Annotated in this window: 21 protein-coding genes; 7 read left to right on the forward strand and 14 right to left on the reverse strand. The window is 69.3% G+C overall.

Annotation, left to right across the window (positions count from 1 at the left end; translation table 11 throughout):
* Positions 1-5: 5 nt before the first annotated feature.
* The 4 genes from ACP7A3_RS07030 to ACP7A3_RS07045 form a co-directional block, all read right to left on the reverse strand.
* Complete coding sequence (locus ACP7A3_RS07030) at positions 6-1,538, reverse strand: DHA2 family efflux MFS transporter permease subunit (protein ID WP_294312638.1); 1,533 nt, start codon at positions 1,536-1,538, stop codon at positions 6-8.
* A 113-nt stretch (positions 1,539-1,651) separates the two neighbouring features.
* The gene (locus ACP7A3_RS07035) at positions 1,652-2,842 is read right to left on the reverse strand and encodes an efflux RND transporter periplasmic adaptor subunit (RefSeq protein ID WP_426256552.1); all 1,191 of its coding nucleotides are present in this window, start codon (positions 2,840-2,842) and stop codon (positions 1,652-1,654) included.
* On the reverse strand, positions 2,839-4,254 hold the full coding sequence (locus tag ACP7A3_RS07040) for an efflux transporter outer membrane subunit (RefSeq protein ID WP_426256553.1): 1,416 nt from the start codon (positions 4,252-4,254) through the stop codon (positions 2,839-2,841). The genes ACP7A3_RS07035 and ACP7A3_RS07040 overlap by 4 nt, the downstream gene beginning before the upstream one ends.
* On the reverse strand, positions 4,251-4,721 hold the full coding sequence (locus tag ACP7A3_RS07045) for a MarR family winged helix-turn-helix transcriptional regulator (RefSeq protein WP_063687348.1): 471 nt from the start codon (positions 4,719-4,721) through the stop codon (positions 4,251-4,253). Before ACP7A3_RS07045 ends, ACP7A3_RS07040 begins: the two co-directional genes overlap by 4 nt.
* A gap of 153 nt (positions 4,722-4,874) precedes the next feature.
* On the opposite strand from ACP7A3_RS07045, the gene ACP7A3_RS07050 reads away from it, so the two are divergent.
* Genes ACP7A3_RS07050 through ACP7A3_RS07060 form a run of 3 tightly spaced genes read left to right on the forward strand, consistent with a single transcriptional unit; the run spans position 4,875 to position 9,873 of the window.
* Complete coding sequence (locus ACP7A3_RS07050) at positions 4,875-7,421, forward strand: DegT/DnrJ/EryC1/StrS family aminotransferase (protein WP_426256554.1); 2,547 nt, start codon at positions 4,875-4,877, stop codon at positions 7,419-7,421.
* A gap of 2 nt (positions 7,422-7,423) precedes the next feature.
* A complete protein-coding gene (locus tag ACP7A3_RS07055; protein WP_426256555.1) occupies positions 7,424-8,479 on the forward strand; it encodes a glycosyltransferase family 2 protein in 1,056 nt (351 codons plus the stop codon).
* A gap of 35 nt (positions 8,480-8,514) precedes the next feature.
* Entirely contained in the window at positions 8,515-9,873 is a 1,359-nt protein-coding gene (locus tag ACP7A3_RS07060; RefSeq protein WP_426256556.1) for an NAD-dependent succinate-semialdehyde dehydrogenase, read from the forward strand.
* Positions 9,874-9,896: 23 nt separating this feature from the next.
* On the opposite strand, the gene ACP7A3_RS07065 is transcribed toward ACP7A3_RS07060, so the two are convergent.
* A complete protein-coding gene (locus tag ACP7A3_RS07065) occupies positions 9,897-10,091 on the reverse strand; it encodes a hypothetical protein (RefSeq protein ID WP_017977419.1) in 195 nt (64 codons plus the stop codon).
* A gap of 116 nt (positions 10,092-10,207) precedes the next feature.
* On the reverse strand, positions 10,208-11,878 hold the full coding sequence (locus tag ACP7A3_RS07070; protein ID WP_426256557.1) for a diguanylate cyclase domain-containing protein: 1,671 nt from the start codon (positions 11,876-11,878) through the stop codon (positions 10,208-10,210).
* A gap of 151 nt (positions 11,879-12,029) precedes the next feature.
* Between ACP7A3_RS07070 and ACP7A3_RS07075 the strand changes: the two genes are divergently transcribed.
* A complete protein-coding gene (locus ACP7A3_RS07075; RefSeq protein WP_426256558.1) occupies positions 12,030-12,494 on the forward strand; it encodes an NUDIX domain-containing protein in 465 nt (154 codons plus the stop codon).
* Here the strand turns inward: ACP7A3_RS07075 and ACP7A3_RS07080 are convergent.
* From ACP7A3_RS07080 to ACP7A3_RS07090, 3 genes are all read right to left on the reverse strand, one after another.
* Entirely contained in the window at positions 12,468-12,938 is a 471-nt protein-coding gene (locus ACP7A3_RS07080; protein ID WP_426256559.1) for a hypothetical protein, read from the reverse strand. The two genes, ACP7A3_RS07075 and ACP7A3_RS07080, sit on opposite strands and share 27 nt — an antisense overlap.
* A gap of 77 nt (positions 12,939-13,015) precedes the next feature.
* The gene (gene clpA / locus ACP7A3_RS07085) at positions 13,016-15,331 is read right to left on the reverse strand and encodes an ATP-dependent Clp protease ATP-binding subunit ClpA (RefSeq protein ID WP_017977423.1); all 2,316 of its coding nucleotides are present in this window, start codon (positions 15,329-15,331) and stop codon (positions 13,016-13,018) included.
* Positions 15,332-15,465: 134 nt separating this feature from the next.
* Positions 15,466-15,660 (reverse strand): DUF1192 domain-containing protein, encoded by a 195-nt coding sequence (locus tag ACP7A3_RS07090; RefSeq protein ID WP_426256560.1) that lies wholly within the window; start codon positions 15,658-15,660, stop codon positions 15,466-15,468.
* A gap of 95 nt (positions 15,661-15,755) precedes the next feature.
* Between ACP7A3_RS07090 and ACP7A3_RS07095 the strand changes: the two genes are divergently transcribed.
* Positions 15,756-16,772 carry an NAD(P)H-quinone oxidoreductase gene (locus tag ACP7A3_RS07095; protein ID WP_426256561.1) on the forward strand — a complete coding sequence of 339 codons (1,017 nt, stop codon included), beginning with the start codon at positions 15,756-15,758 and terminating at the stop codon, positions 16,770-16,772.
* Between the two features lie 213 nt (positions 16,773-16,985).
* Positions 16,986-17,663, forward strand: coding sequence for a DUF1013 domain-containing protein (locus ACP7A3_RS07100; protein ID WP_426256562.1), 678 nt, complete (start codon positions 16,986-16,988; stop codon positions 17,661-17,663).
* A gap of 120 nt (positions 17,664-17,783) precedes the next feature.
* On the opposite strand, the gene ACP7A3_RS07105 is transcribed toward ACP7A3_RS07100, so the two are convergent.
* Genes ACP7A3_RS07105 through ACP7A3_RS07115 form a run of 3 tightly spaced genes read right to left on the reverse strand, consistent with a single transcriptional unit; the run spans position 17,784 to position 20,742 of the window.
* Positions 17,784-18,650 (reverse strand): SMP-30/gluconolactonase/LRE family protein, encoded by an 867-nt coding sequence (locus ACP7A3_RS07105; protein WP_426256563.1) that lies wholly within the window; start codon positions 18,648-18,650, stop codon positions 17,784-17,786.
* A 59-nt stretch (positions 18,651-18,709) separates the two neighbouring features.
* On the reverse strand, positions 18,710-20,077 hold the full coding sequence (locus ACP7A3_RS07110) for a sensor histidine kinase (protein ID WP_426256564.1): 1,368 nt from the start codon (positions 20,075-20,077) through the stop codon (positions 18,710-18,712).
* The gene (locus tag ACP7A3_RS07115) at positions 20,074-20,742 is read right to left on the reverse strand and encodes a response regulator (protein ID WP_017977429.1); all 669 of its coding nucleotides are present in this window, start codon (positions 20,740-20,742) and stop codon (positions 20,074-20,076) included. Before ACP7A3_RS07115 ends, ACP7A3_RS07110 begins: the two co-directional genes overlap by 4 nt.
* A 110-nt stretch (positions 20,743-20,852) precedes the next feature.
* Between ACP7A3_RS07115 and ACP7A3_RS07120 the strand changes: the two genes are divergently transcribed.
* Entirely contained in the window at positions 20,853-21,584 is a 732-nt protein-coding gene (locus tag ACP7A3_RS07120; RefSeq protein WP_426257141.1) for a hypothetical protein, read from the forward strand.
* 207 nt (positions 21,585-21,791) lie between these two features.
* Here the strand turns inward: ACP7A3_RS07120 and ACP7A3_RS07125 are convergent, their stop codons facing one another.
* Together ACP7A3_RS07125 and ACP7A3_RS07130 are read right to left on the reverse strand one after the other, a co-directional pair.
* Complete coding sequence (locus tag ACP7A3_RS07125; RefSeq protein WP_063687367.1) at positions 21,792-22,409, reverse strand: glutathione S-transferase family protein; 618 nt, start codon at positions 22,407-22,409, stop codon at positions 21,792-21,794.
* An 11-nt stretch (positions 22,410-22,420) separates the two neighbouring features.
* A complete protein-coding gene (locus ACP7A3_RS07130; RefSeq protein ID WP_147037168.1) occupies positions 22,421-23,278 on the reverse strand; it encodes a dienelactone hydrolase family protein in 858 nt (285 codons plus the stop codon).
* Positions 23,279-23,318 lie beyond the last annotated feature (40 nt).

Here is a 23,318-nt window from a genome sequence, read left to right on the forward strand (position 1 = left end):
CGAGGTCAGTCCGCCGCGACGTGCCCGCCGCCGCCCTGCGGCCGACGCGTGAACCAGACGATAACGACCATCGCCGCGCACAGCCATGCCGATACGCGGAACAGGTCGGTCGACGCGAGCAGATACGCCTGTCCCACCATCTGGCGGGTGATCGCCGCGGCGGCCTGCGTCGATGTCGCGCCCAGTTTCTGCAACTGCTCGCTGGCCATCTGATACGGCATGCCCTGCCCGATCGCCTCGGCAAGCCGGCTCTGGTGCAGCGCCTCGCGCCGGTCCCACGCGGTGGTGATGATCGATGCGGCGAACGACCCCGCCACGATGCGCGCGAAGTTGGAGATGCCGGTCGCCGACGGGATCCGCTGCGGCGGAATGCCGTCGAGCAGGATCGTCACCATCGCGAGGAAGAAGACGCTCATCGCCACCCCCTGCACCAGCAGCGGCGCCATGAAATCGAAGACGGCGGCCCCGGTCACGAGGTTGGAGCGCATCCAATAGGATGTGGCGAAGGCGAGGAACGCCACCGTCGCGAGCAACCGCGCGTCGATCTTGCCCGACAGGCGCGCGGCCAGCGGTGAGATGATCACCGCGACCACCCCGCTGGGTGCGGCGATCAGGCCCGCCCAGGTCGCCGTGTAGCCGAGCTGCGTCTGCAGCCATAGCGGCAGGATCAGGGTGTTGGCGAAGAACACCGCATAGCCAAGGCAGAAGGCGAGCGTGCCGATCGCGAAGTTGCGGTTCAGGAACAGCGTCAGATCGACCGCCGGATTGGCATCGGTCAGTTCCCAGATGATCCACGCGATAAAGCCCACCGCCGCGATGATCGCGAGCACGCAGATCGTCGGATCGTTGAACCAGTCCGCGTTCTTGCCGAGATCGAGCATGATCTGCAGCGACCCCACCCAGACGACCAGCAGCATCAAACCGACCGTGTCGATCGGCAGCTTCCGCGTCGGCGTCTCGCGGCTTTTCAGGCCGTTCCAGCACGTCAGCGTCACGAAGATGCCGAAGGGGATGTTGATCAGGAAGATCCAGCTCCAATGATAATTGTCGCTGATATAGCCGCCCAGGATCGGGCCCATGACCGGACCGACCAGCGTCGTCATCGACCAGACGCCGAGCGCCGTGGACCGCTTGTCGGACGGGAAGATCGAAATGAGCAGCGCCTGGCTGCCCGGCATCATCGGCCCAGAACACGCGCCCTGCAGGATACGGAACACGATCAGCGAGGGCAGATCCCAGGCAATGCCGCACAGGAACGACGACAGGGTGAACGCCGCCACCGCCGTGCAGAAGGTGCGCACCACGCCGAACCGCCCCATCAGCCAGCCGGTCAGCGGCACCGCGACACCGTTCGCCACCGCGAAGGCGGTGATCACCCAGGTCGAATTGTCGCTCGACACGCCGAGGTTGCCGGCGATCGTCGGCAACGACACGTTCGCGATCGTACTGTCGAGCACCATCATGAACGTGCCGAGCGCCAGCGCGAAGGCGATCAGCGCGAGCTTGCCGCCGGTCAGGGGGGCGGGTTGCGATGCCATTAGACGCGTCCTGTCCGGCCCTCACCCTTCCGGCGCTGCGCGCCTCCCTCCCTCTCCCACCGGGAGAGGGAAGAGCCGCCTAAGGCGGCGAAGGGTGAGGGCAGCTTGCTCACTTAGCGATTCGCAGCGATGATCTGGCGGATGCGCGCCTCGACCGCGGGGTCGCGCGCGTCGGTGGGCTTGTCGCCATAGACCTGCGTCGCGGGTCGGCCGAGCCGTGCGCCGGACTGGTCGGCGGTGTCGACGGTCGTCTTCACCGACAGGCCGATGCGCAGTGGGTTCTGCGCCAGTTCCTTGGGCTCCAGCGCGATGCGCACCGGTACGCGCTGGACGATCTTGATCCAGTTGCCGCTGGCATTCTGCGGCGGCAGCAGCGCGAAGGCGTTGCCCGATCCCGCGCCGACGCCGACGACACGGCCATGGAACACCACGTCGCCGCCATACATGTCGGCGGTGACGGTGGCGGGCTGGCCGATGCGCAGGTCCTTCAGCTGCGTTTCGCGGAAGTTGGCATCGACCCACACCTTGCCGAGCGGCACCACCGCCATCAGCGGCGTGCCCGCGGCGACCTGCTGGCCGATCTGCACGGTGCGCTGCGCGACGACGCCGTCGATCGGCGCGACGATGTGCATGTGGCTGCGGGTAATCGCGGCGCGGCGATAGGCGGCGATGGCGGCGAGCACGGCGGGGTTGGTGCTCGTGTCGGTGCCCTGCACCGCCGAGCGCGCCTGCGCCTGCTGGCTCTGCGCGAGGGCGAGGTTGGCGCGCGCGACCTTCACCGCATCGGCGGCATGCGCCAGTTCCTCGCCCGAGATCGCGCCCTGCGCGGCGGCGCCCTGGCGGCGTGCGTAGTCGGCCTGCGCCGCGCTGAGCTGCGCGCGGGCCTGCACGATCGCCGCGCCGCTTTCGGAGACCTTGGAGAAGTCGGCGCGCGTCGCCCGCACCGCCCGCGCCAGCTCCGCCGCGGCGGAGGCGAGCTGGACGTCCGCGGTCGCCGGATCGAGGTCGAGCAGCGGCTGCCCGGCCTTCACCGTCTGCGTATTGTCGGCGTGGATCGCGGTGATCTGCCCCGGATCGCGCGCGGTGATCGCGACGACGTCACCCGCGACATAGGCGTCGTCGGTCTCTTCCTCGGGCTTTGCGAGCAGGAAGTGGAACACCGCCCACACGATCGCGGCGATCACCACCACTGCGGCGAGGATCAGCAGGCCGGTGCGGCGCGCCTTGGGCTTGCCGCTGGGCGCAGGGTCGGCGGCTTGTGCGCCGTCGTCGGTGTCGGTCTTGGAATCGGGCGCGTCGGTCATCGGGCGGGTTCCTGGGAGGAAAAGCCACCGCCAAGCGCCAGCACCAGCGCAACGCGCTGGCGGGCCGCATCGGCGGCAAGGTTGGTCTGGGCGCGTTCGGCGTCGAGCAGCCGGACGTCGGTGTCGATCAGCGACAGCTGGCTATCGAGGCCGCTCGCGACGCGCACCGCATTGAGGCGATTGGTTTCGGCAAAGCCGCGCACCACCTCGGCGGTGCGGGCGCGTTCCTGCGCCAGCGCGGTGATGCCGGCGATCGCATCCGCCGCTTCGCGCACCGCGCCGACGACGCGCTGGTTATAGTCAGCGGTGGCGAGGTCGACACCTGCGGTCGCGCCGGCGAGATCCGCCTTCAGCCGGCCGTTGTCGAAGATCGGCAAATGGATCGCCGGTCCCGCGCCCGCCGTGCCGGCATCGAGGCTGAAGAGGTTGCCGAGGCCGACCGCCTGGAAGCCGGCGAGCGCGGCGAGGTTGATGTTGGGATAGAAAGCGCGGCGCGCGACCTGGCGGCCGGCGGCGGCGGCCTCGATCCGTGCCTGCGCGGCGGCGATGTCCGGGCGGCGCGCGATCAGGTCGGCAGGGACGCGTGCGGGCAGCGGCAAGGCGGTGTCGAGGCGCAGCGTCGCCGGGCGGATCGCGGCGGCATAGTCCGGGCCGCGGCCGGCGAGTGCGGCTAGCGCATTCACCGCACGGGCGCGGGCGCCGTCCGCCTCCGCCAGCGCGACGCGCGCCTGCGACAGGAGCGTCTGCGCGGCGGTCGCCTGCAGATTGCTCGCCAGCCGGTTGCGGATGCGCACGTCGACCAGCTGAACAGAGCGTTCGCGCGTCGCGATCGTGCGGCGGGCGAGCGTCGCCTGCGCTTCGGCGCGCGCCAGGTCGATATAGGTCTGCACCACCGACCCCGCGATCGCGAGGCGGGCGGCGGCGACGTCGAGTGCGGCGGCACGGGCGGAGGCGCGCGCGCCCTCGATCGCGGCCTTCTGGCGGCCGAACAGGTCGAGGTTCCAGTTGAGGTTCGCCTGTGCACTGCCGAGGAAGCGCACCGATCCGGCATAGGGCGGCGGGATGGTGTAGCGGCCCGACAGGCGCGCAACCTGTGCCGATCCGTCGAACGTCACGTCGGGGCCGCGCTCCGCATCACGCGCCGCCAGCATCGCCTGCGCCTGCGCGACACGGGCGAGCGCGGCGTCGAGATTGGGATTCCCCTTCGTCGCATCGGCGACGAGGCGGTCGAGCTGCGGATCGCCAAACGCGGTCCACCAATCGTCCGCGATGGCGGGCGACGCTTCGGCGGCAAGCCCCAGCGACGCGGGCGCGACCGGTGCGACCGCAGGCGGGCTGTGCGGCACCGCGCACGCGCTCGCCAGCAAAGCGAGCAGCAGGGCGGATTTCGGCTTAAAGAGATAGGGGGTCATGCACTGGCCCTTTCGTCGGCCGCGCGTTGCAGCGTGTCGCGCAGCCGCTGGAGCAGATGGATCGCCTGGTCGATGTCGCCGTCCGGCCAATCGGCCAGCCATTCATTCCACAGGCCAATGACGGTGTTGCGGACGTCCGTGGCGATCGCTTCGCCCGCGGGCGTCAGCGTCAGGCGCACGACGCGGCGATCCTCGTCGTTGCGGGTGCGCACGATCCAGCCGCGCTCTTCCAGCGTATCGACCAGCCGCGTCGTCGCGCCCTTGTCGTGGCCAAGGTCGCGGGCGATTTCGGCACAGGTCGTCGCTTGGGTGAAGCGGAGCGCCGCCAGCGCGCTCCATTGCGTCTTGGTGATGTCGGCGGCGGCGAACACCGGATCCATCGCCTGCGTGCCGAGCTGTTCGGCGCGGCGGATCAGATACCCGATCGAGCGCTCCGGCGCGAAATCCGACTCGGTGTAGAAGGGCATTTGGTTGCCATGGCAACCGTTGCCTAGGCAGTCAATCATGTTTCTGTATGTTGCTGATCCAACGGCCGGAAAGGCGGGCGCGTTCCATCGCTAACCGCTTCTTAGGGACGCGCGGGTAGACGGATGCGCTCCGTTGTCCGGGACACGCCACGCATGGAATTTCCGCTGATCGCCCCCCGGCCGCCCCGGCTCAGCACGCTGACCGACGGGCTGTTGCGCGTCGAGGCGTCGGGCGTGTTCAGCAACAATGGGCCCGAGGTGCAGGCGTTCGAGCGCGAGGCGACGGCGCAGCTGTTCGGTGGGGTGGGCGATTGCCTGGCGGTCGGTAATGCGACGCTGGGGCTGATGCTCGCGATTCGGCAGGCGGTGCCCGCGCGGTGCGGCGGAGCGATGCCGCGGGCCGGCACGCTCGCGCTGATGCCCGCACTGACCTTCGCCGCGACCGCGCAGGCGGCGCTGTGGGCTGGGCTGACGCCGCTGCTCGGCGATATCGAGCCGTCGCGCTGGATAGCCGACCCTGCGCAGGAGGAAGCGCTGCTCGCGCGCCATGGCGATCGGGTAGGCGTGATCGTGCCCTATGCGACCTTCGGCACCGATCTGGACCTCGATCGCTATGCGTGGCTGGCGCGCCGCTGCGATGTCGGCGTCGTTGTGGATGCGGCGGCGTCGCTGGGGACGATCGATGCGGCGGGACGCGGCTTCGGTACGGGTGCGCCCTTCGCCATCGTCTATTCGATGCATGCGACCAAGACCTTCGCGGTGGCGGAGGGGGGGCTGATCCATTGCGGTGACGCGGACCGGATCGCGTCGTTGCGCGCCATGGCCAATTTCGGGTTCGACCCGTCCGGATCGAGCGGCGCCCGCAGCGCGACGCTGCCCGGCATCAACGCGAAGCTGCCCGAAGTGATCGCGCTGATGGCGCGCGCCAAGCTGACCGAGATCGATGCTTTGTGCGAGGCGCGGGCTGCGATCGATGCCGCCTATCGCGCCGCCTTGCCCGGGTTCACGATGCAGGCGCCCGCCGCGCGGCGGCAGGCGACGCAGTTCATGCCGCTGCTGCTGCCGCCCGCACTCGTCGGCCATCGCGCCGCGATCGTCGCCGCGCTGGCGGCGGACGGCGTCGGCGTCGGACAGTATTTCAGCCCGCATATCGGCGAGCAGCCGCTGTTCCGTGACGTGGCGGTGATCGAGCCGACGCCGGTCGCCGACGATGTCGCCGCGCGCATGCTCAGCCTGCCGATCACCGATGCGATGACGCCCGCCGATGCGACCGAGATCGCGCACCGGCTGGTCCGCGCGATCGAACGGGTGGTGGACGCGGAAATGGCGCGGATGCTGGTGCCGCACGGGACGGAGCATGCGGTGACGCAGGGTGCGGGGGATGACGTGAGGACCGTGGTGATCGGCGGCGGACCGGCCGGCACGGCGATGCTGACCGCGGCGAGCAAGCAGAACCGCCTAGTGCCGCTGGTCGAGGCCGGTTTGGCGATCGTCGAGCGGGGGCCGCGCCTCGGCGCCGGGGCGCTGGGCGGTTATGCGATCCGATCGGATACGACCGCCGAAACCTTCCTGTCGGCGGTGAAGGACAATCCCCACCCCGAACTCGCGGCGCTGGCGCAGCATCCCGCGGCGCGGCTGATGGAGCGCTATATCGGCGAGCTCGGCGCGCCGCTGGCGGACACCGCGCCGCTGCTGGAGGCGACGGGCGAGCGGCTGGGCACCATCGTCCGCGCGCATGGCGGCAGCGTGCTGACCGGTCATGCGGCGCAGGAGGTGCGACGGACCGCCGACGGGCGCTGGGCGACGCGCGTCGCCGACGGCCATGGCGCGGTGCGCACGATCCTGTCCGACCGAATCGTCGTGGCGACCGGCGGCTATCAGACCGACGAACAGGTCGCCGCGAAACGCGTCGTCGGCATGCCGCTCGGCGTGATGGCGGGCCGGCGGCTGATGCGTTCCGATATCGTGTTGCGCCAGGGCGGCATCGCGGCGGTGCAGGAACGGTTGCGGGCGTGCAGGGCGCCGCGCATCGCGATCGTCGGTGCCTCGACCAGCGCGATCGCGGCGGCGGTGCTGCTCCTAAAGAGCCAGCCCGGCTTCGCCTTCGGCGCCGGCGCGATCACCATCGTGCATCGCCAGCCGCTCAAGCCCTTTTACGCGACGATCGCCGCGGCGCATGCCGAGGGCTTCCACGATTTCGACGAAAACGACATCTGCCCGGTCAGCGGTTTCGTGCTGCGCCTTGCCGGATTGCGGCTCGAATCGCGCGAATTGGTGCTGCGGATGCTGTCGCTGGGCGGTCGCACGCCCGATCCGCGCGTGACGACGCATCGCATCACCGGCGATCACGATGCCGCCGCGCGCGCGATCATCGAAGGCGCGGATCTGGTGATCGGCGCGCTCGGCTATCGGCCGCGCTGCGTGCCGCTGATCGGCGTCGACGGCACGCCGCTGTCGCTGGCGCATCACGTCGGGCGGCCGATGGTCGACCGGCATTGCCGCCTGCTCGACGCCACGGACCGGCCGGTGCCGGGCGCCTATGGCATCGGCCTGTCGGCAGGCTTCGTGCCCTGGGGGCGTCTGGGCGGCGAAGCGAGCTTCCGCGGGCAGGCGAACGGCCTGTGGCTGTGGCAGAATGACGTCGGCCAGATGATCGTCGACCAATTGTTGGAACCGGAGGCGCGCGCAGTCGCTGCGTAGCCATGCCCATCGTGTCCCTGATCATCCCCGCGTATAACGGGGAACATTTCCTGCCCGACACGCTCCGGTCGCTCGAGCGCCAGACGCTGACCGACTGGGAGGCGATCGTCATCGACGATGGCTCGACCGACGCGACCCGCGCCATGATGCGGGACTGGCCGGACGCGCGTGTGCGGCTGATCGAGAATGCCGAAAATATGGGGCCGGTGCGCGCGCGCAATCGCGGCGTCGCGGCGGCGCGCGGGCGCTATGTCGCGGGCCTCGACCAGGACGATCTGTGTCTCCCCGAGCGGCTGGCACGGCAGGTCGCGTATCTGGAGGCGCATCCCGACGTCGCGCTGGTCGGGACGCAGGCATGCCAGCTGCGGGACGAGCGGGTGTCGCCGATGCACTATGCGCCGAACACGACGCCCGCGCTGATCACCTGGCTCAGCTGGATCGAAAATCCGCTCGTCTGGTCGACCGTGATGCTGCGCGCCGACACCGCCCGCGCGCTCGATCCCTTCACCCGGCCCGACCTGCTCTATGCCGAGGATTTCGACCTATACCACCGCGTCCAGCCACTCGGCCGCATCGCGCGGATCGATTCGCCTCTCGTCCTCTATCGCCAGCATGCGGGCGGCGTGTCGAAGCGCTTTATCGACACGATGCAGACCGCGGCGACGCGCGTGCTGGCGGAACAGCATGCCGCCGTGCTGGGCGCGGACGATGCGGCGACGCTCGCGCGATTGCTGGTGCTGCACAATATGGGCGGCGTGCCGGTGCCCGATCGCACGACGCTGATGCAGCTGGGCGATGGGATCGCGGCGTTGCAGGCGGCGTTCCTGGCAGATGTGCGGCCGAGCCGTGACGATGCGCGGCTGATCCGCTGGGAAACCGCGCGGCGCTGGGCGCGGATCGGACGGGCGGGGCTGCGATCGGGCAGCGTCCATATCGCCGACGTGGTCGCCTCGCGGCCGCCGCATCTGGGGCTGGGCTATGCCGGCCTCGAAACGTTACTGTGGGACGGCGCGATCGGCACGGTGCGGCGCTGGCAGCGCACGCGGCGGGCGGCGTAGGCGGATCGCCCGTCCCCCCTGAGCGTTGGGCCGGCATGTTTACCAGCATCAATCCCGCGACCGGCCAGCCCGGCGACAGCATCCCCGAACTGACCGCCGACGCGCTCGACGCGGCAGTCGCCCGCGCCGACAGCGCCTATCGCGCATGGCGGCTGACCCCGATCGCGGAGCGCGCCGCGCTGCTCGAACGGATTGCCGAACAGTTCGAGGCGAACACGCGCGAGCTTGCCGAGATCGCGACGCGCGAAATGGGCAAGACGCTGAAGTCGGCGATCGCCGAGGTGCAGAAATGCGCCGCCGCCTTCCGCCATTATGCGCAGGAAGGACCGGCGATGCTGGAGCCACGCCGCTTCGACACGCCCGGAGGCCCGGCGACCGCGCATTGGCAGCCATTGGGCCCGGTGCTCGCGGTGATGCCGTGGAACTTCCCCTTCTGGCAGGTGGTGCGTTTCGCCGCGCCGACGATCCTCGCCGGCAATGTCGGGCTGCTGAAGCACGCCTCGCTGACGCAAGGCTGCGGCGCGGCGATCGAGCGGATGATCGTTGCCGCCGGCGCGCCCGCCGGCCTGTTCCAGAACCTCGCCATCCGCTCCGACAAGGTCGATGCGTTGATCGCCGACCCGCGTATCGTCGCGGTGACGCTGACGGGAAGCGAAGGCGCCGGCATCAAGGTCGCCGAATCGGCCGGGCGCAACCTCAAGAAGGTGGTGCTGGAGCTCGGCGGATCGGACCCGTTCATCGTCATGCCCTCCGCCGACCTCGACGCGGCGGTGAAGCAGGCGGTGACCGCGCGCATTCAGAACACCGGTCAGTCGTGCATCTGCGGCAAGCGGATGATCGTCCATGCCGACATCTACGACGCGTTCCTCGATCGCTTTTCGGACGCGATGCGCGCGGTGAAGGCGGGTGATCCGATGGATGCCGACACCGATATGGGCCCGCTGTCGAGCGAGGAGCAGAGGCAGACCACGCTCGACCAGCTTGCCGCTATCCACAAGGCCGGCGGGCGGTTGCTGTTCGGGGGCGAGGCGTTGCCGGGCAAGGGCGCCTATATGTCGGCGGGTATCCTGGTCGATGTGCCGATCGACGATCCGGCCGCGCAGGAGGAATTGTTCGGTCCGATCGCGATGGTGTTCCGCGCCGCCGACATCGATGCGGCGATCGCGCTGGCCAATGACGTGCCGTTCGGCCTGGGGTCGTCGGTATGGACCAACGACCCCGATGAGCGGGCGCGCTTCGAGCGCGATATCGAAGCGGGCATGGTCGCGGTGAATGCGATGCTGTCCTCGACGCCCGAAGCGCCGTTCGGTGGCATCAAGCGGTCAGGCCATGGTCGCGAGCTGGGCCCGTACGGTCTGCACGAGTTCATGAACCTGAAGACGGTGTTCGGCTGAGGCGTGCGGCTGGGGGATCGCCCTCAGCCGCGTCGTGCAGTCCAGGTGTAGAGGAACGAGATCCCCACCAGACCCAGGTCGATCGCGGCCTGGAACCGGCGCGGGCTCTGGTCGCCGATGTCATGCGTGATCAGGCGGATGTCGGGCGTCGGATGGCGCAGCGCGACGAGCGACACGGCAGCCACCGCTGCGATCGTCCATTTGCGCCGGTCGGTCATTCGCGTCCCATCCCCTTCTGCGGGCAGGACATATCATGGCGCGGCCGTCACGGCCATAGTGTAGCGTGCGTTCGAAAAGTCGCGACCGGCCTGCCACGCATGGTCGGGTCGACAGGTCAGGCGGCGTCGCTGCGCAGCCCGTGGCGCACGCGGTCGCGGCCCGCCGCCTTCGCCTCGAACAGCGCGCGGTCGGCGTTGCGGTACATCGTCTTCCAGTCGATTTCGCGATGGAGCGGCCCGACGCAGGTGCCGATGCTGGCGGTGACGCCAAGGTCGAACGGCATGCGATGGCCGCGCAGCCCGTCAAGCACCAGCCGCGCGTCGAGCGGCGCGGCGGCGGGTGTCAGGATCGCGAATTCCTCGCCGCCGATGCGCGCGATCAGCGATTCGGGCGCGGCCACGGACCGCAGGGCGCGGGCGAAGACGCGCAACACCTCGTCGCCGCCGTCATGACCGATGGTTTCGTTGACCGCCTTGAAGTGATCGATGTCGATCAGAACCAATTGGTGTTCGCCCGCCCGCGCCATCGCCGCTTCCAGGAACGCGCGGCGGTTGAGCAGGCCGGTCAGCGGATCGACCGCGGCCAGGCGTAGCGCCGCCACCTCCTGCGCACGCGCCTCGTCGCGTTCGCGGCTGAGCAGCCGGATGCGATAGGCGATGCCGACCGAGGACATCGACGCTTCCAGCGCGAGCGCGATGAAGGTGGAATTGTCGATCCACAGCTGCCACTTGACCAGGCTCATCGACGCCAGGATGCGGACGACCGCACACAGCACCGGCGGCCCCCAGGCGAGCGCGAACAGCAATAGGAAGCGGCTGCGCAGCCGCCAGGCGCGCCATACCACCGGCACGGTCAGCGCGACGACCATGCAATAGCCGATGGTGCACATCAGATCGGTCACCCCGGCGTAACGGGGCACGAACACGGTGAAGCTCGCCGCCGACAGCAGCAGGAAACCGATGACCACGTTGCTGGCCGGCCGCAGCCATCCGTCGAAGACGCGGCGTTCCATGAACGCGCGCACGAACATCACCGCGCTGGCCGCGATCAGCGCGAGCAGCATGTAGCTCAGTCGCTGGCGATCGTTGTTGTCCATGCCGGTCAGCTGGCCGAGCAGGCCCGATGCGCTGAGCGCATAGGCGAGCAGGCACAGCACCATGACGCAATAGGCGGGCTGGAATCCCTGGCGCAGCGCCGCCCAGATCGCGAGATTGTAGATCAGCAGCGCCAGACACATTCCGGCGAAGGCGGCATACAGCGCGACCATCTCGCGATCGCTGTTTTGCGCGGTGTGCCGGTCGACCAGCACCGGTGCGACAAGGATGCCGCGACGGTTCAGCGATCCCTCGACATGCCACAGCAATCGGTCCGGCGCGGCGGAATGGGCGGGCAGGGGGATCTGGATCACCGCACCCAGTTGCAGCAGCCGCCACGTCGTCCGACTGGTGAAGGCGACATGGCGGATCGCGCCATCGGTGTAGCGGACGTAGAGCGTCACGCGATCCTGCCACACGCTGCCCTGCCGCAGCAGCTCGCCCGATGCTCCGGCCGGAAGGGGTTGCGACAGCAGCCAGTAACTGCCGGGGCCGAAGGCACGCTGCGGCGTCGTGCAGTCGAACCGATCGGGCGCGGCGAACAGGGCGGCGGGATTCTGCGATCCGGTGTCGCGCAACACGCAGGCCTTCAGCGGCGTGCGCGCGTGCGCCGCCGCGGGCAGGATGCAGCAGGCGATCGCGAAGCTCAGCACGATCATCGCGATGCGTCGCCACTGAAAACCTGCCGGCATATGGCGTGTCCCTAGCACCGGTTTTACAAAGCTTCGGTAAACGCGGCCATATTTGACCTAGATGAAAAAGCGCAGCGTTATCTGTGACATATAAAGCCGCGTCGGGCCTTTTGGTTGACATTATGCCATGGGGACGGCTGAATCGCGAACCATGGCATCGTCCCCCGACACGGCCCCGGCGCGCACGCCGGGCAAGCAGAGCGAACCCAGGGCCGGCTGCGGTGCGGCGATCGTCGTCGATGGTCGTATTCTGCTGCTGCGCCGGCTGACCGATCCCGAGGCGGGCAGCTGGGGCCTTGCCGGCGGCAAGATCGACCTGTTCGAAACCGCCGAGGCCGCGATGCGCCGCGAAGTGGGCGAGGAATTGGGCATCGTCGTCGGCACGGTGGAACTGCTGTGCTTCGTCGATCAGATCGACGTGGCGGCGGGCACGCATTGGGTCGCGCCCATCTATCGCGTGCTGAGTTTCACCGGCACGCCGCGCAATTGCGAACCGGCCAAGCATGACGGGCCGGTGTGGTATCCGTTGGATGCGCTGCCGCCGAACCTCACCACGCCGACGCGGGCGGCGGTCGCTGCGCTGGCCCGATCAGCTGAGGGTGCCGTTCCAGCGTAGCCCGAGCACGGCGATGCGGGTGCGGGTGACGGCGATACGCAGGTACAGCGGCGGCATCAGCGCCACCTCGGCAAAACCGGGCGGATGGCCCCCCTCGACGATCAGCGACACCATCCTGGCGACCAGTGCGGCGACGAGGCGGAGGTCGCTGTCGCTGCTGAGCGCCGCCAGATCTGTGCGCAGACGCCGACAGGCATCGTACGCACTCTCGGTCCAGACCAAGGGCCGCGTCTCCGCATCGCCCTGCGCGTGCGGCTGGGGATCGGCGATCGGGGCGCAAGGGACGAATGCGTCGGCCTGCCGCGCCATCTGCCAGCCGCCGAGCCAGCCGACGATCTGGTCGCTGTCGACCACCCGCCCCGCCGCCAGATCGGCCAGCGCGGCCGCATCGGCGGGATCGGCCGCATCGAGCGGCAGGCCGGCAAGGGGATCGTGCGGGTCCACGCCGGCTGACTAACACGAAAACGGACCGGATCCGGGTGGATCCGCTCCGTTTCGGAGGCAGTTGCGCTTGGCCGCGGTTACTTGGCGTCGACGGGTTCCGCCTTGCCCTTCTTGCGCGGCTTCTTGGGCGCGGCGGGCTCGATCGCGAAGGACAATGCGCCGTCCTTCATCTTCACCGTCACCTCGCCGCCATGGACCAGCTTGCCGAACAGCAGCTCCTCAGCGAGCGGCTGCTTGATCTTTTCCTGGATCAGGCGGCCCATCGGACGCGCGCCGTACAATTTGTCATAGCCCTTCTCGGTCAGCCAGCTCTTGGCGGCATCGTCCAGGTTGATGTGGACGTTGCGGTCGGCGAGCTGGAGTTCGAGCTGCAGGATGAACTTGTCGACGACGCGGGCGACGACTTCCGGCGGCAGGTAACCGAACGGCACGATCGCATCCAGCCGGTTGCGGAACTCCGGCGAGAACATCTTCTGCACCGCCTGCTCATCCTCACCCTCGCGGGTCAGGTTGCCGAAGCCCACCGTCTCGCGCGCCATGTCGGCGGCGCCCGCATTCGTGGTCATGATCAGGATCACGTTACGGAAATCGACGGTCTTGCCGTGCTGGTCGGTCAGGCGGCCGTTGTCCATCACCTGCAACAGGATGTTGAACAGGTCGGGATGCGCCTTTTCGATCTCGTCGAGCAGCAGCACGCAATGCGGGTTCTGGTCGACCGCATCGGTCAGCAGGCCGCCCTGATCGAAGCCGACGTAGCCCGGGGGCGCACCGATCAGCCGGCTGACCGAATGCCGCTCCATATATTCGGACATGTCGAACCGCTGGAGCGGAATGCCCAGGATCGACGACAGCTGCTTGGCGACTTCGGTCTTGCCGACGCCGGTGGGGCCGGTGAACAGATAGTTGCCGATCGGCTTTTCGGGATCGCGCAGGCCGGCACGGCTCAGCTTGATCGCCGCCGACAGCTTCTCGATCGCCGCATTCTGGCCGAAGACGACGCGCTTCAGGTCGGTCTCGAGGCTTTCCAGCGCGGCGCGGTCGTCGGTGCTGACCGACTTCGGCGGGATGCGCGCCATCGTCGCGATCACCGCCTCGATCTCCTTGGCGGTGATCGTCTTCTTGCGCTTGTTGGCGGGCACCAGCATCTGCATCGCGCCGACTTCGTCGATCACGTCGATCGCCTTGTCGGGCAGCTTGCGGTCGTTGATGTAGCGCGCACTGAGTTCCACCGCCGACTTGATCGCATCGGGCGTGTACTTGACCGAATGATGGTCCTCGAACGCCGAGCGCAACCCGGCGAGGATCTTGATCGTATCCTCGATCGTCGGTTCGTTGACGTCGATCTTCTGGAACCGGCGCAGCAGCGCGCGATCCTTTTCGAAGTGGTTGCGGAATTCCTTGTACGTCGTCGAGCCGATGCAGCGGATCGAGCCGCCCGACAGCGCCGGCTTCAGCAGGTTCGACGCGTCCATCGCACCGCCGCTGGTCGCGCCCGCGCCGATCACCGTATGGATTTCGTCGATGAACAGCACCGCATGCGGCAGTTTTTCAAGTTCGTTGACGACCGCCTTCAGCCGCTCCTCGAAGTCGCCGCGATAGCGCGTGCCGGCGAGCAGCGCGCCCATGTCGAGGCTGTAGATGACGGCTTCCTTCAGCACGTCTGGCACCTCGCCCTCGACGATCTTGCGCGCGAGGCCTTCCGCGATCGCGGTCTTGCCGACGCCGGGATCGCCCACGTACAGTGGATTGTTCTTGCTGCGGCGGCACAGGATCTGGATCGTGCGATCCACCTCCGGCCCGCGACCGATCAGCGGATCGACCTTGCCGATCTTCGCCTTTTCATTGAGGTCGACGGTGAACTGCTTGAGCGCGCTTTCGCTCTTGCCCTTGTCCTGGCCCTTTGCCGGCTTTTCCTCTTCGGCGCCCTTGGGCGTGGAGGCTTCGGTCTGCGCGCCGCCCTTGCCGACGCCGTGGCTGATGAAGCTGACGGCATCCAGGCGGCTCATGTCCTGCTGCTGCAGGAAATAGACGGCATAGCTCTCGCGCTCGCTGAACAGAGCGACGAGCACATTGGCGCCGGTCACTTCGTCACGGCCCGACGACTGGACGTGCAGGATCGCGCGCTGGACGACGCGCTGGAAGCCGCTGGTCGGTGACGGATCGGTCGCGGTATCGACCTTCAGCGCATCGAGTTCGGTGTCGAGATAATGCGCGACGGTGGTCTTCAGGTCGCCGAGGTTGACGTGGCACGCCTCCATCACCTGGGACGCATGTTCGTCGGCGATCAGCGCGAGCAACAGATGCTCGAGCGTCGCATATTCGTGCCGCCGCGAGGACGCGGCCTCGAGCGCCTTGTGCAGCGTGGTCTCGAGCGCGGGGGCGAAGGATGGCATTCAGCTTACTCCAGTCGGACCGGATCGTGATGCCCGGCCCTTTCCACCTATGTCGGTATCGTTGGGCCGTGCATCAAGCGGCGGGCGGCACACCGGGCGGGGCTGGCGGGAACCCGATCCGGTACGCGCGTCGCTCATCGCCGGAATAGCGCGTCGGCGCTTGCGCGATGGTTAACGGAGCGTTCGATATGCCGCCGGGTGCGCGCGATCTCGCCCTCCAGCGCGGCGATGCGCGCCTTCAGCTCGGCGACCGACAACGGGTCGAGATCCTGCCGCAGCAGCAGGCCGAGGGCGTCGTCGGGACGGGAGGGGGCGTCGTCCATATCCATCAACCGCTAACGTTGACCCCCGCCGGTGCGATGTCAATAAGGCACCATAGGGCGCGCGCCGCGTTTGCGGCGGGCAACAGGGACAGGATGGGCGGATGGACGAACGGCAGCACGGGGCAACGATCCCCGCGACGATGCAGGCGATCGATCCAGAGGCGCATGGCGGGCCGGAGGTGCTGCGGCTGGTGGAACGCCCGGTGCCGAAGCCGCAATCGGGCGAGGTGCTGATCCGCGTCGCCGCGGCCGGGGTGAACCGGCCCGACGTGCTCCAGCGCAAGGGCGGCTATCCGCCGCCGCCGGGCGCGCCATCGATCATGGGGCTGGAGGTGTCCGGCACCGTCGTCGCCGTGGGCGAGGGCGTTGAGGATACGATGATCGGCCAGCCGGTCTGCGCGCTGATCGCAGGTGGGGGCTATGCTGAATATGCGGTCGCACCCGCCGGCCAGTGCCTGCCGGTGCCGCACGGGCTCGACATGGTCCATGCCGCGGCAATCCCCGAAACGCTCTTCACCGTGTGGACCAACCTGTTCGAACGCGCCTTTGCGACCGAGGGCGACAGCGTGCTGGTCCACGGCGGCACCAGCGGCATCGGCACGATGGCGATCGCTCTGGGCCAATTGTTCGGCATGACGATCATCGTCACCGCCGGATCGGACGCCAAATGCGCCCGCGCGCTGGACCTCGGCGCGGCGCATGCGATCAACTACAAGACCGAGGATTTCGTCGAGCGCGTGAAGGCGATCACCGACGGCAAGGGCGTCACCGCCGTGATCGACATGGTTGGCGGCGACTATGTGCCACGCAATCTGCAATGCCTCGCCGACGACGGCCGCCACGTCTCGATCGCGGTACAGGGCGGCCCGACCGCGACGATCCCGATCTTCGAGATCATGCGCCGCCGCCTGACGCTGACCGGATCGACGCTGCGCCCGCGCGACACCGCGTTCAAGACGCTGGTCGCCGACGAGATCGCGCGCACCGTCTGGCCGCACGTCGAGGCGGGCCGTCTGCGCCCGGTGATCGACAAGGTCTTCCCGCTGGCCGACGCCGCCGCGGCGCATGCGCGGATGGAAGAGGGCGACCATGTGGGCAAGATCGTGCTGACGGTGTGAGGGGGTGCCCGTCACCCCGGACGTGATCCGGGGTCCCGCTTTTCCCCACGCCGAAAGAAGAAGCGGGATCCCGGCGCAAGGCCGGGATGACGGGGAGAAAACCGCGCAATTCCACCACACGCCTTGCCCTTCGCGTGCGCGTACCGTACATCGAAGGGTGCAGCAGGCCGCTCCGGATGGGGCGGCCCTATTTATTTCCGACGGAGTTTTCCCGTGGCCCAGCCGCTCATGCCCCATGCGACCGCTTCCTGGCTGGTCGACAACACCTCGCTGTCGTTCGACCAGATCGCGGACTTCTGCGGTCTCCACATCCTCGAAGTGCAGGCGATCGCCGACGACACCGCTGCGACCAAGCTGACCGGTCGCGATCCGGTGCGCGCGCACGAGCTGACGCAGGACGAAATCGACAAGGGCCAGGCCGATCCCGCCTATCGCCTAAAGATGATCAAGGGTCCCGAGCAGGTCCGCCGCACCAAGGGCCCGCGCTACACGCCGGTGTCCAAGCGTCAGGACAAGCCGGACGGCATCGCCTGGATCATCCGCAACCATCCGGAAATCACCGATGGCGCGATCAGCAACCTGATCGGCACCACCCGCACGACGATCGCTGCGATCCGCGACCGCAGCCATTGGAACATCGCCAACATCACGCCCAAGGATCCGGTGACGCTCGGCCTGACGACGCAGCGCGAACTCGACGCCGCGGTCGCCAAGGCATCGAAGGGCACGGGCGAAGTCGCCCCGGCCGACACCCGCCTGGAAGGGGATCGCGAAGCACTGATCGCCTCGCTCCGCGCCGAGCGCGACGCGGCGAACCGCGAGGTCGATTCCTACGACAACGATCCGGCAGCGGCCGCGCAGGCGCTGTTCCAGGACCCGTTCAAGCGCTGATCTAGCCCGTCACCCCGGCCGAAGAGCCGGGGTCCCGCTTCTGCGAGCGGCCTGAAAAGAAGCGGGACCCCGGGTCAAGCCCGGGGTGACGATATGTTAGGCGGTTCGCTCTGAACCGCCTCACACCACCGCAGGCGTCACCGCGACGCCCGCCACGCCGGGATCGAAGGCGAACAGATTCCCCGCTTCCGGCTGTTCGGCCAGCGCCGCCGCATCCAGCCCCTTGCGCGCGCTCGTCGCATAGGCGGTGCGCAGATCGGGCCCGCCGAACGCGATCTTGGTGATGTTGGACGCCGGCAGCCGCACCGTCCCCATCAGCTGGCCCGCGGGATCGTAGCGGCGCACGCCCCAGCCGCCCCATAAAGCGACCCACAGGCACCCGTCCGCGTCCGCGACCGATCCGTCGGGCCAGCCCGCACCCTCCTCGATCGTGACGAAGCGCTCTTCCGGTCCCAGCGTGCCGTCGTCGCGGATCGCCGCGCGCCAGATCGTCTTGCCCAGCGTATCGGTGTGGTAGAGCGTCGATCCATGCACCGCCGGCCCGTTGGTGATCGTCACGGCCGGCAGCCCGCTGCATCGGATCGCGCCGCCGTGATGCGCGAACAGCCGGCCGGTATCGGCGCTCTCGCCATCGTCCATCGTCCCGAACCAGTTGCGGCCGTGCGAATCGGTCGCCGCATCGTTCAGCCGGTTGTGCGTCGGATGGCCATCGGGCGCGGCATGCGGGCGGAAGGTGCCGTCGGCGGGATCGAACCGATACAGGCCGCTCTGCAACCCGGCGATCATGCCGCCGTCCGCGGCGGGCAGGACCCAGCCGACCTGTTCGGGCGCGTCCCAGCGATGCGCGGTGCCGGTCGCCGGATCGAAGCGGTGGACGTGGCGCTGCTTGATGTCGACGAACCACAAGGCCGCGTCGCGGCCGATCCAGACCGGGCCCTCGCCCAAAGTCGCCTGAACCGGCAGGACGGATCGAACATCATGGCGCATCGGGAATCATCCTCTCGTCTGTCCCGAGCACCATTCCCGCTCGCGCGGCCGACGTCTAGTCAGACAAATGCGCGCGCCGGCAGCGTTACGCGCGCGACGAGGCCGCCGCCTTCGCGGGCGACCAGCGTCAACGCGCCGCCATGCAGGCTGGCGAGTTCGCGCACGATCGCCAGGCCGAAGCCATGGCCTTCGCCGCGTTCGTCCAGCCGCACGCCCGCCTGGGTGACGCGGCTGCGCTCTTCTTCGGGAATGCCGGGGCCGTCGTCGGCGACGGTCAGCACCAGCCGCCGCGCATCCGTGGGGTCGAGTGACGCGAACGCCTGCACCATGCTGCGGGCATGCTGCGCAGCATTGTCGAGCAGGTTGCCGAGCAGTTCGTCGAAATCCTGTGGCTCGATCGCCGCGACCGGATCGCCGCGGACGTCGGCAGTGATCGCCAGACCACGGTCGCCGTGCAGCCGCCCGATCGCCTGTACCAGATCATCCACCGCGGGGCGCACCGCGGTGCTGGCGCGCGTATCGACCACACCGGCACGGGCGCGGGCGAGGTGATGGCGGATCGTCGCATCGATCCGCTCGACCTGCGCGGCGCCCTCCGCATCGCCGCGCAGCCGCAACGCCAGAGTCGCGACCGGCGTCTTCAGCGCATGGGCGAGGTTGGCGGCGGACTGGCGCGCGGTGGCAAGCGCCTGCGCGCGGTCCGCGGCGAGCGCATTGAGTTCGGCGGCAAGGCCCTGCAGCTCGACGGGCTGGTCCTCATCGACCCGCTCCGCTTCACCCGCCCGGATCGCGGCGAGCTGCGCGCGCAGTCGGGCGAGCGGCTTTAACCCCAGCCGCAGCTGCACCAGCGTCGCCGTTGCCAGCAGCCCGGCGAGGATCGCCAGTGCGGCGAGCAACGGCATCAGCGCCTCGCGTAACGGCCGCGCGATCACCCCGCGCGGTGCGGCTGCGAACAGCGTCACCGGGCCGCTGCGCGTCGTCAGCACCAGCCGTCGCGCATGCAGGCGCGCGCCGCTGGCATCGGTGCCGTCCACGCCCTGCGGCCCCGCATCCGGCAGCGGCGCTGCGCCCGGTGGTGGCGGACCGGGCGGTCCCGGCAGGCGCGGGCCGGGTGGAGCAGCGTCGGGCCGGGGCACGAACCGGTCGGTCGAGCCGATCGCGCCGCCCGGTGCCTCGATCCGCCACAACCAGTCGCGCCCCGCGTCCAGCGCCCCCTGTCGTTGCGCCAGCGCCGCGCGATCGACCCGGCCGTCGCCATCGACGACGCTCGCCATCAGCGCGATTTCGGCATCCAGCCGCCGGTCGATGCCTTCGGTGACGACACGCTCCAGCACGCCCGCGATCGCCCAGCCGGCGATGCCCAGCGCCGCCAGGATCGCCACCGCCGATAGCAGCAGCATCCGCCCCTGCAACGACCGCGGCATCATGATCCGCCGCCGCACGTCAGCCGATACCCGCGCCCGCGGATCGTCTCGATCCGGTCGGCGCCGATCTTGCGACGCAGCCGGCCGACGATCACCTCCAGGCTGTTCGAATCGACATCGGCGTCACCTTCGTAGACGCGCTCGAGCAGGTCGAGCCGCTCGATCACCGCCTCCTTGCGCAGCATCAGTGCCGACAGCACGCGCCATTCGAACGCGGTCAGCTTCAGTGGCAGGCCGTCGAGCTCGAAATGCCCGATCTGCGTATCGAACGACAAGGGCCCGCAGGTCAGCACCGGCTGCGCATGGCCGGCAGCGCGGCGGACCAGCGCGCGCAGCCGCATCATCAGTTCCTCGACGCGGAACGGCTTCACCAGATAATCGTCGGCGCCCGCCTTGAACCCCGCCACCTTGTCCGACCAGCCGTCGCGCGCGGTCAGGATCAGCACCGGCAGCGCGCGCCCCGCCGCCCGCCATTCGCGCAGCACCGTGATGCCGTCCTTGCCGGCAAGCCCCAGATCCAGGACGGCTGCGTCATAGGCCTCGGTCTCACCCAGATGCGCGGCGTCGATGCCGTCGGCGATCAGGTCGACCGCGCAATGTTCGGCCCGCAGCGCGCGCGCGATCGCCGGGCCCAGTTCGTCATCGTCCTCGACCAGCAATATCCGCATGACACCCGTCACCTATGGCCCCTGCCTAAACCGAAACTGAACCGCATGGTTCAGCGGGCGTCGGCTGCGAATCGGTAGAACCCCCTCATCGACCCCCAAGGAGACGACAGATGGGTAGGTTCACGAAGCGTATGAAGGAAAAACTGACGCTGGAGCATCGCCAATGGGCGGCGCTGGGCGCAGTGGTGGTGCTCGCCGCAAGCGCGGGCGGCGCCGGTGCGATGGCGATGACGCGGCCGTCGATCGAAATGGCGCCGACCGTCGCCACGCCGATCGCCAAGCTCGCCTCGAGCAGCGGCATCGTCACGGTGAAGGGCCGCGTCGCCGAGGTGTTCGGCAACCGCATCGTCGTGCAGGACGGCAGCGGCCGCGCGATGATCGATGCCGGACCCGATGGCGCGAGCAACCTCACCACCGGCGCGCCGGTGATGGTGCAGGGCCGCTATGACCAGGGTCAGTTGCGCGCGCAGTTCCTCGTCGGCCCGAATGGTGCGGTCGAGGCGGTCGGCCCGGCGCACCCGCCGCACGGCCCCGGCGCGCCGCCCCCGCCTCCGGGTGCCGGCCCTGCCGGCCCGCCGCCGCCCCCGCCGGGTGCCGGCCCCGCCGGTGCGCCCCCGCCGCCACCGCCCGGCGCTGGTCCTGCCGGAGCCGGTCCGACCGGCGCACCGCCGCCGCCGCCTGCCGGCGCGAACGGTGTCGCCCCGCCGCCGCCCCCGCCGCCGGGTGGAGCGGGCGCTCCGCCGGCCGCCGGCGCCCCCGTGCCGCCGCCCGCAGGCGCCCGTCCGCCGGCCCCCGCGGCAGGCGCCCCCACCGCGCCGCCGCCCGCCGCTCCGGCGCGCTGATCTGACGAGCCGGCTGCCCTTATGGGTGGCCGGCTTTTCCTATGGTCACGCTAAGACGCGAAGACGCGACGATGGCGCGTTCCGGGCTACGCTCGACCCTGCCCATCGGATCGTGACGGAAACGGCCGCGCGTGCGGCAGGCATGCCCCCTTCGCGTCTTAGCGTCTTCGCGTGACCAAACCGCCGCCACGCGAACCCCAGGCGGCTCTACCCCGCGGCGACCGCCGCATCGTCCAGCGCCGCCGCGCGGATCAGCGCCTCGCGGCTTGCCAACCGGCCCGCATATTCCTCGAACGCCGTGCGCTTGGGCAGCGACCCGAATTGCAGCCCCCATATCACCTGCGCCCCGACATAGACGTCCGCCGCGGTGAACCGATCGCCGGCGATGTACGGATGTGCCGCGACCGCGCGCTCCAGCACGTCGACCATGCGATCGTAATTGCCGTATCCCGCCATCCGCTGCTGCTCCGCGGTCGGCGCGACGCCCATCGATCGGTTGGTGATCGCCTGCTCCGCCGGCCCCGCGGCGAAGAACAGCCAGCGGTAGTAATCCGCGCGCTCGTCGTCGGTCGGTGCCAGCCCGGCGTCCGGAAAGGCGTCGGCGCAATAGGCGCAGATCGCCGCGCCTTCGGTCACCACATGGCCGCGATGAACGATCGCGGGCACCTTGGCCATCGGGTTGATCGACAGATACGGTTCGGCCTTCATCGTCGTCGCATAATCGAGCAGCACGACGTCATAAGGCGCGCCGGTTTCCTCGAGCATCCAGCGCGCGATCCGGCCGCGCGACATCGGGTTGGTGTAGAGCGTCAGATCGGCGGGCATCGGGCGTTCCTTCAGAGCTGCTTGCGGAACAGGTCGAGCATCCGGCCCCAGGCGCGTTCGGCCTGCGGCTGGTTGTAGACCTTGCTGTCGATGACGCACCAGCCGTGCATCGCGTCGGCATAGACCTGGATCTCCGCCGGGCGCTTCGCCGCGGCGAAGGCGTCGCGCAGCACGGTCTTGTCGTTGGGGCTGCGGGCATCGTCGTTGCTGGCGATCGCGATCAGATAGCCGCCGGCGAGCTTCGGGATCAGCCGGTGCGGGCTGTCCGCCGCCTCGCTGACGAGGCCGGCGCCATGGAAGGATGCGCCCGCATGCACGCGGTTCGGCACCGCGGCGGCGGTGCGCAGCACCATCGGCCCGCCCATGCAATAGCCCGCGCTACCGATGGGCCGCTTGGTGTCGACCTCCTTCTGCTTGTCGAGGAAGGTGACGAAGGTCGTCCCGTCGCGCGTCACCGCGTCCGCGGTCAGCGCCGCACGCCACGGCATGATCTTGTCGCGCACCGCGGGCTGGTCGAACGATTCGCCGGGCTGGACGATCGGCGACTTGGTCGACCGGTAGAATTGATTGACGACCAGCACCGCATAGCCTTCGCCCGCCAACCGGTCCGCCATCTGCCGGAACGCAGGCCGCAGCCCCATGATGTCCGGCCACATCAGCACGCCCGGATGCTTGCCGCTGGCCGGCGCGGTGAAATAGGCGTCGCATTGCCCGTCGGGCGTCGTGATCGTGACGTCGCGGCCCTTCACGGGTTTGGCGTCGGCCGAGGTCGGCAGCAGCGCCGCCATGCCCACCGCACCGGCAGACGCGCCCAATTGGCGGCGGGTGAGATGGGTGGCGTTATCGGCTTCGGTGATCTCGTCGCACATGCGGCCTCTCCTGATGTTGCCGGGAGGCTAATCGAGTGCG

This window comes from Sphingomonas sp. DC5200-1 (assembly GCF_049897245.1).
GTDB classification, from domain to species: Bacteria; Pseudomonadota; Alphaproteobacteria; order Sphingomonadales; family Sphingomonadaceae; genus Sphingomonas; species Sphingomonas aquatilis.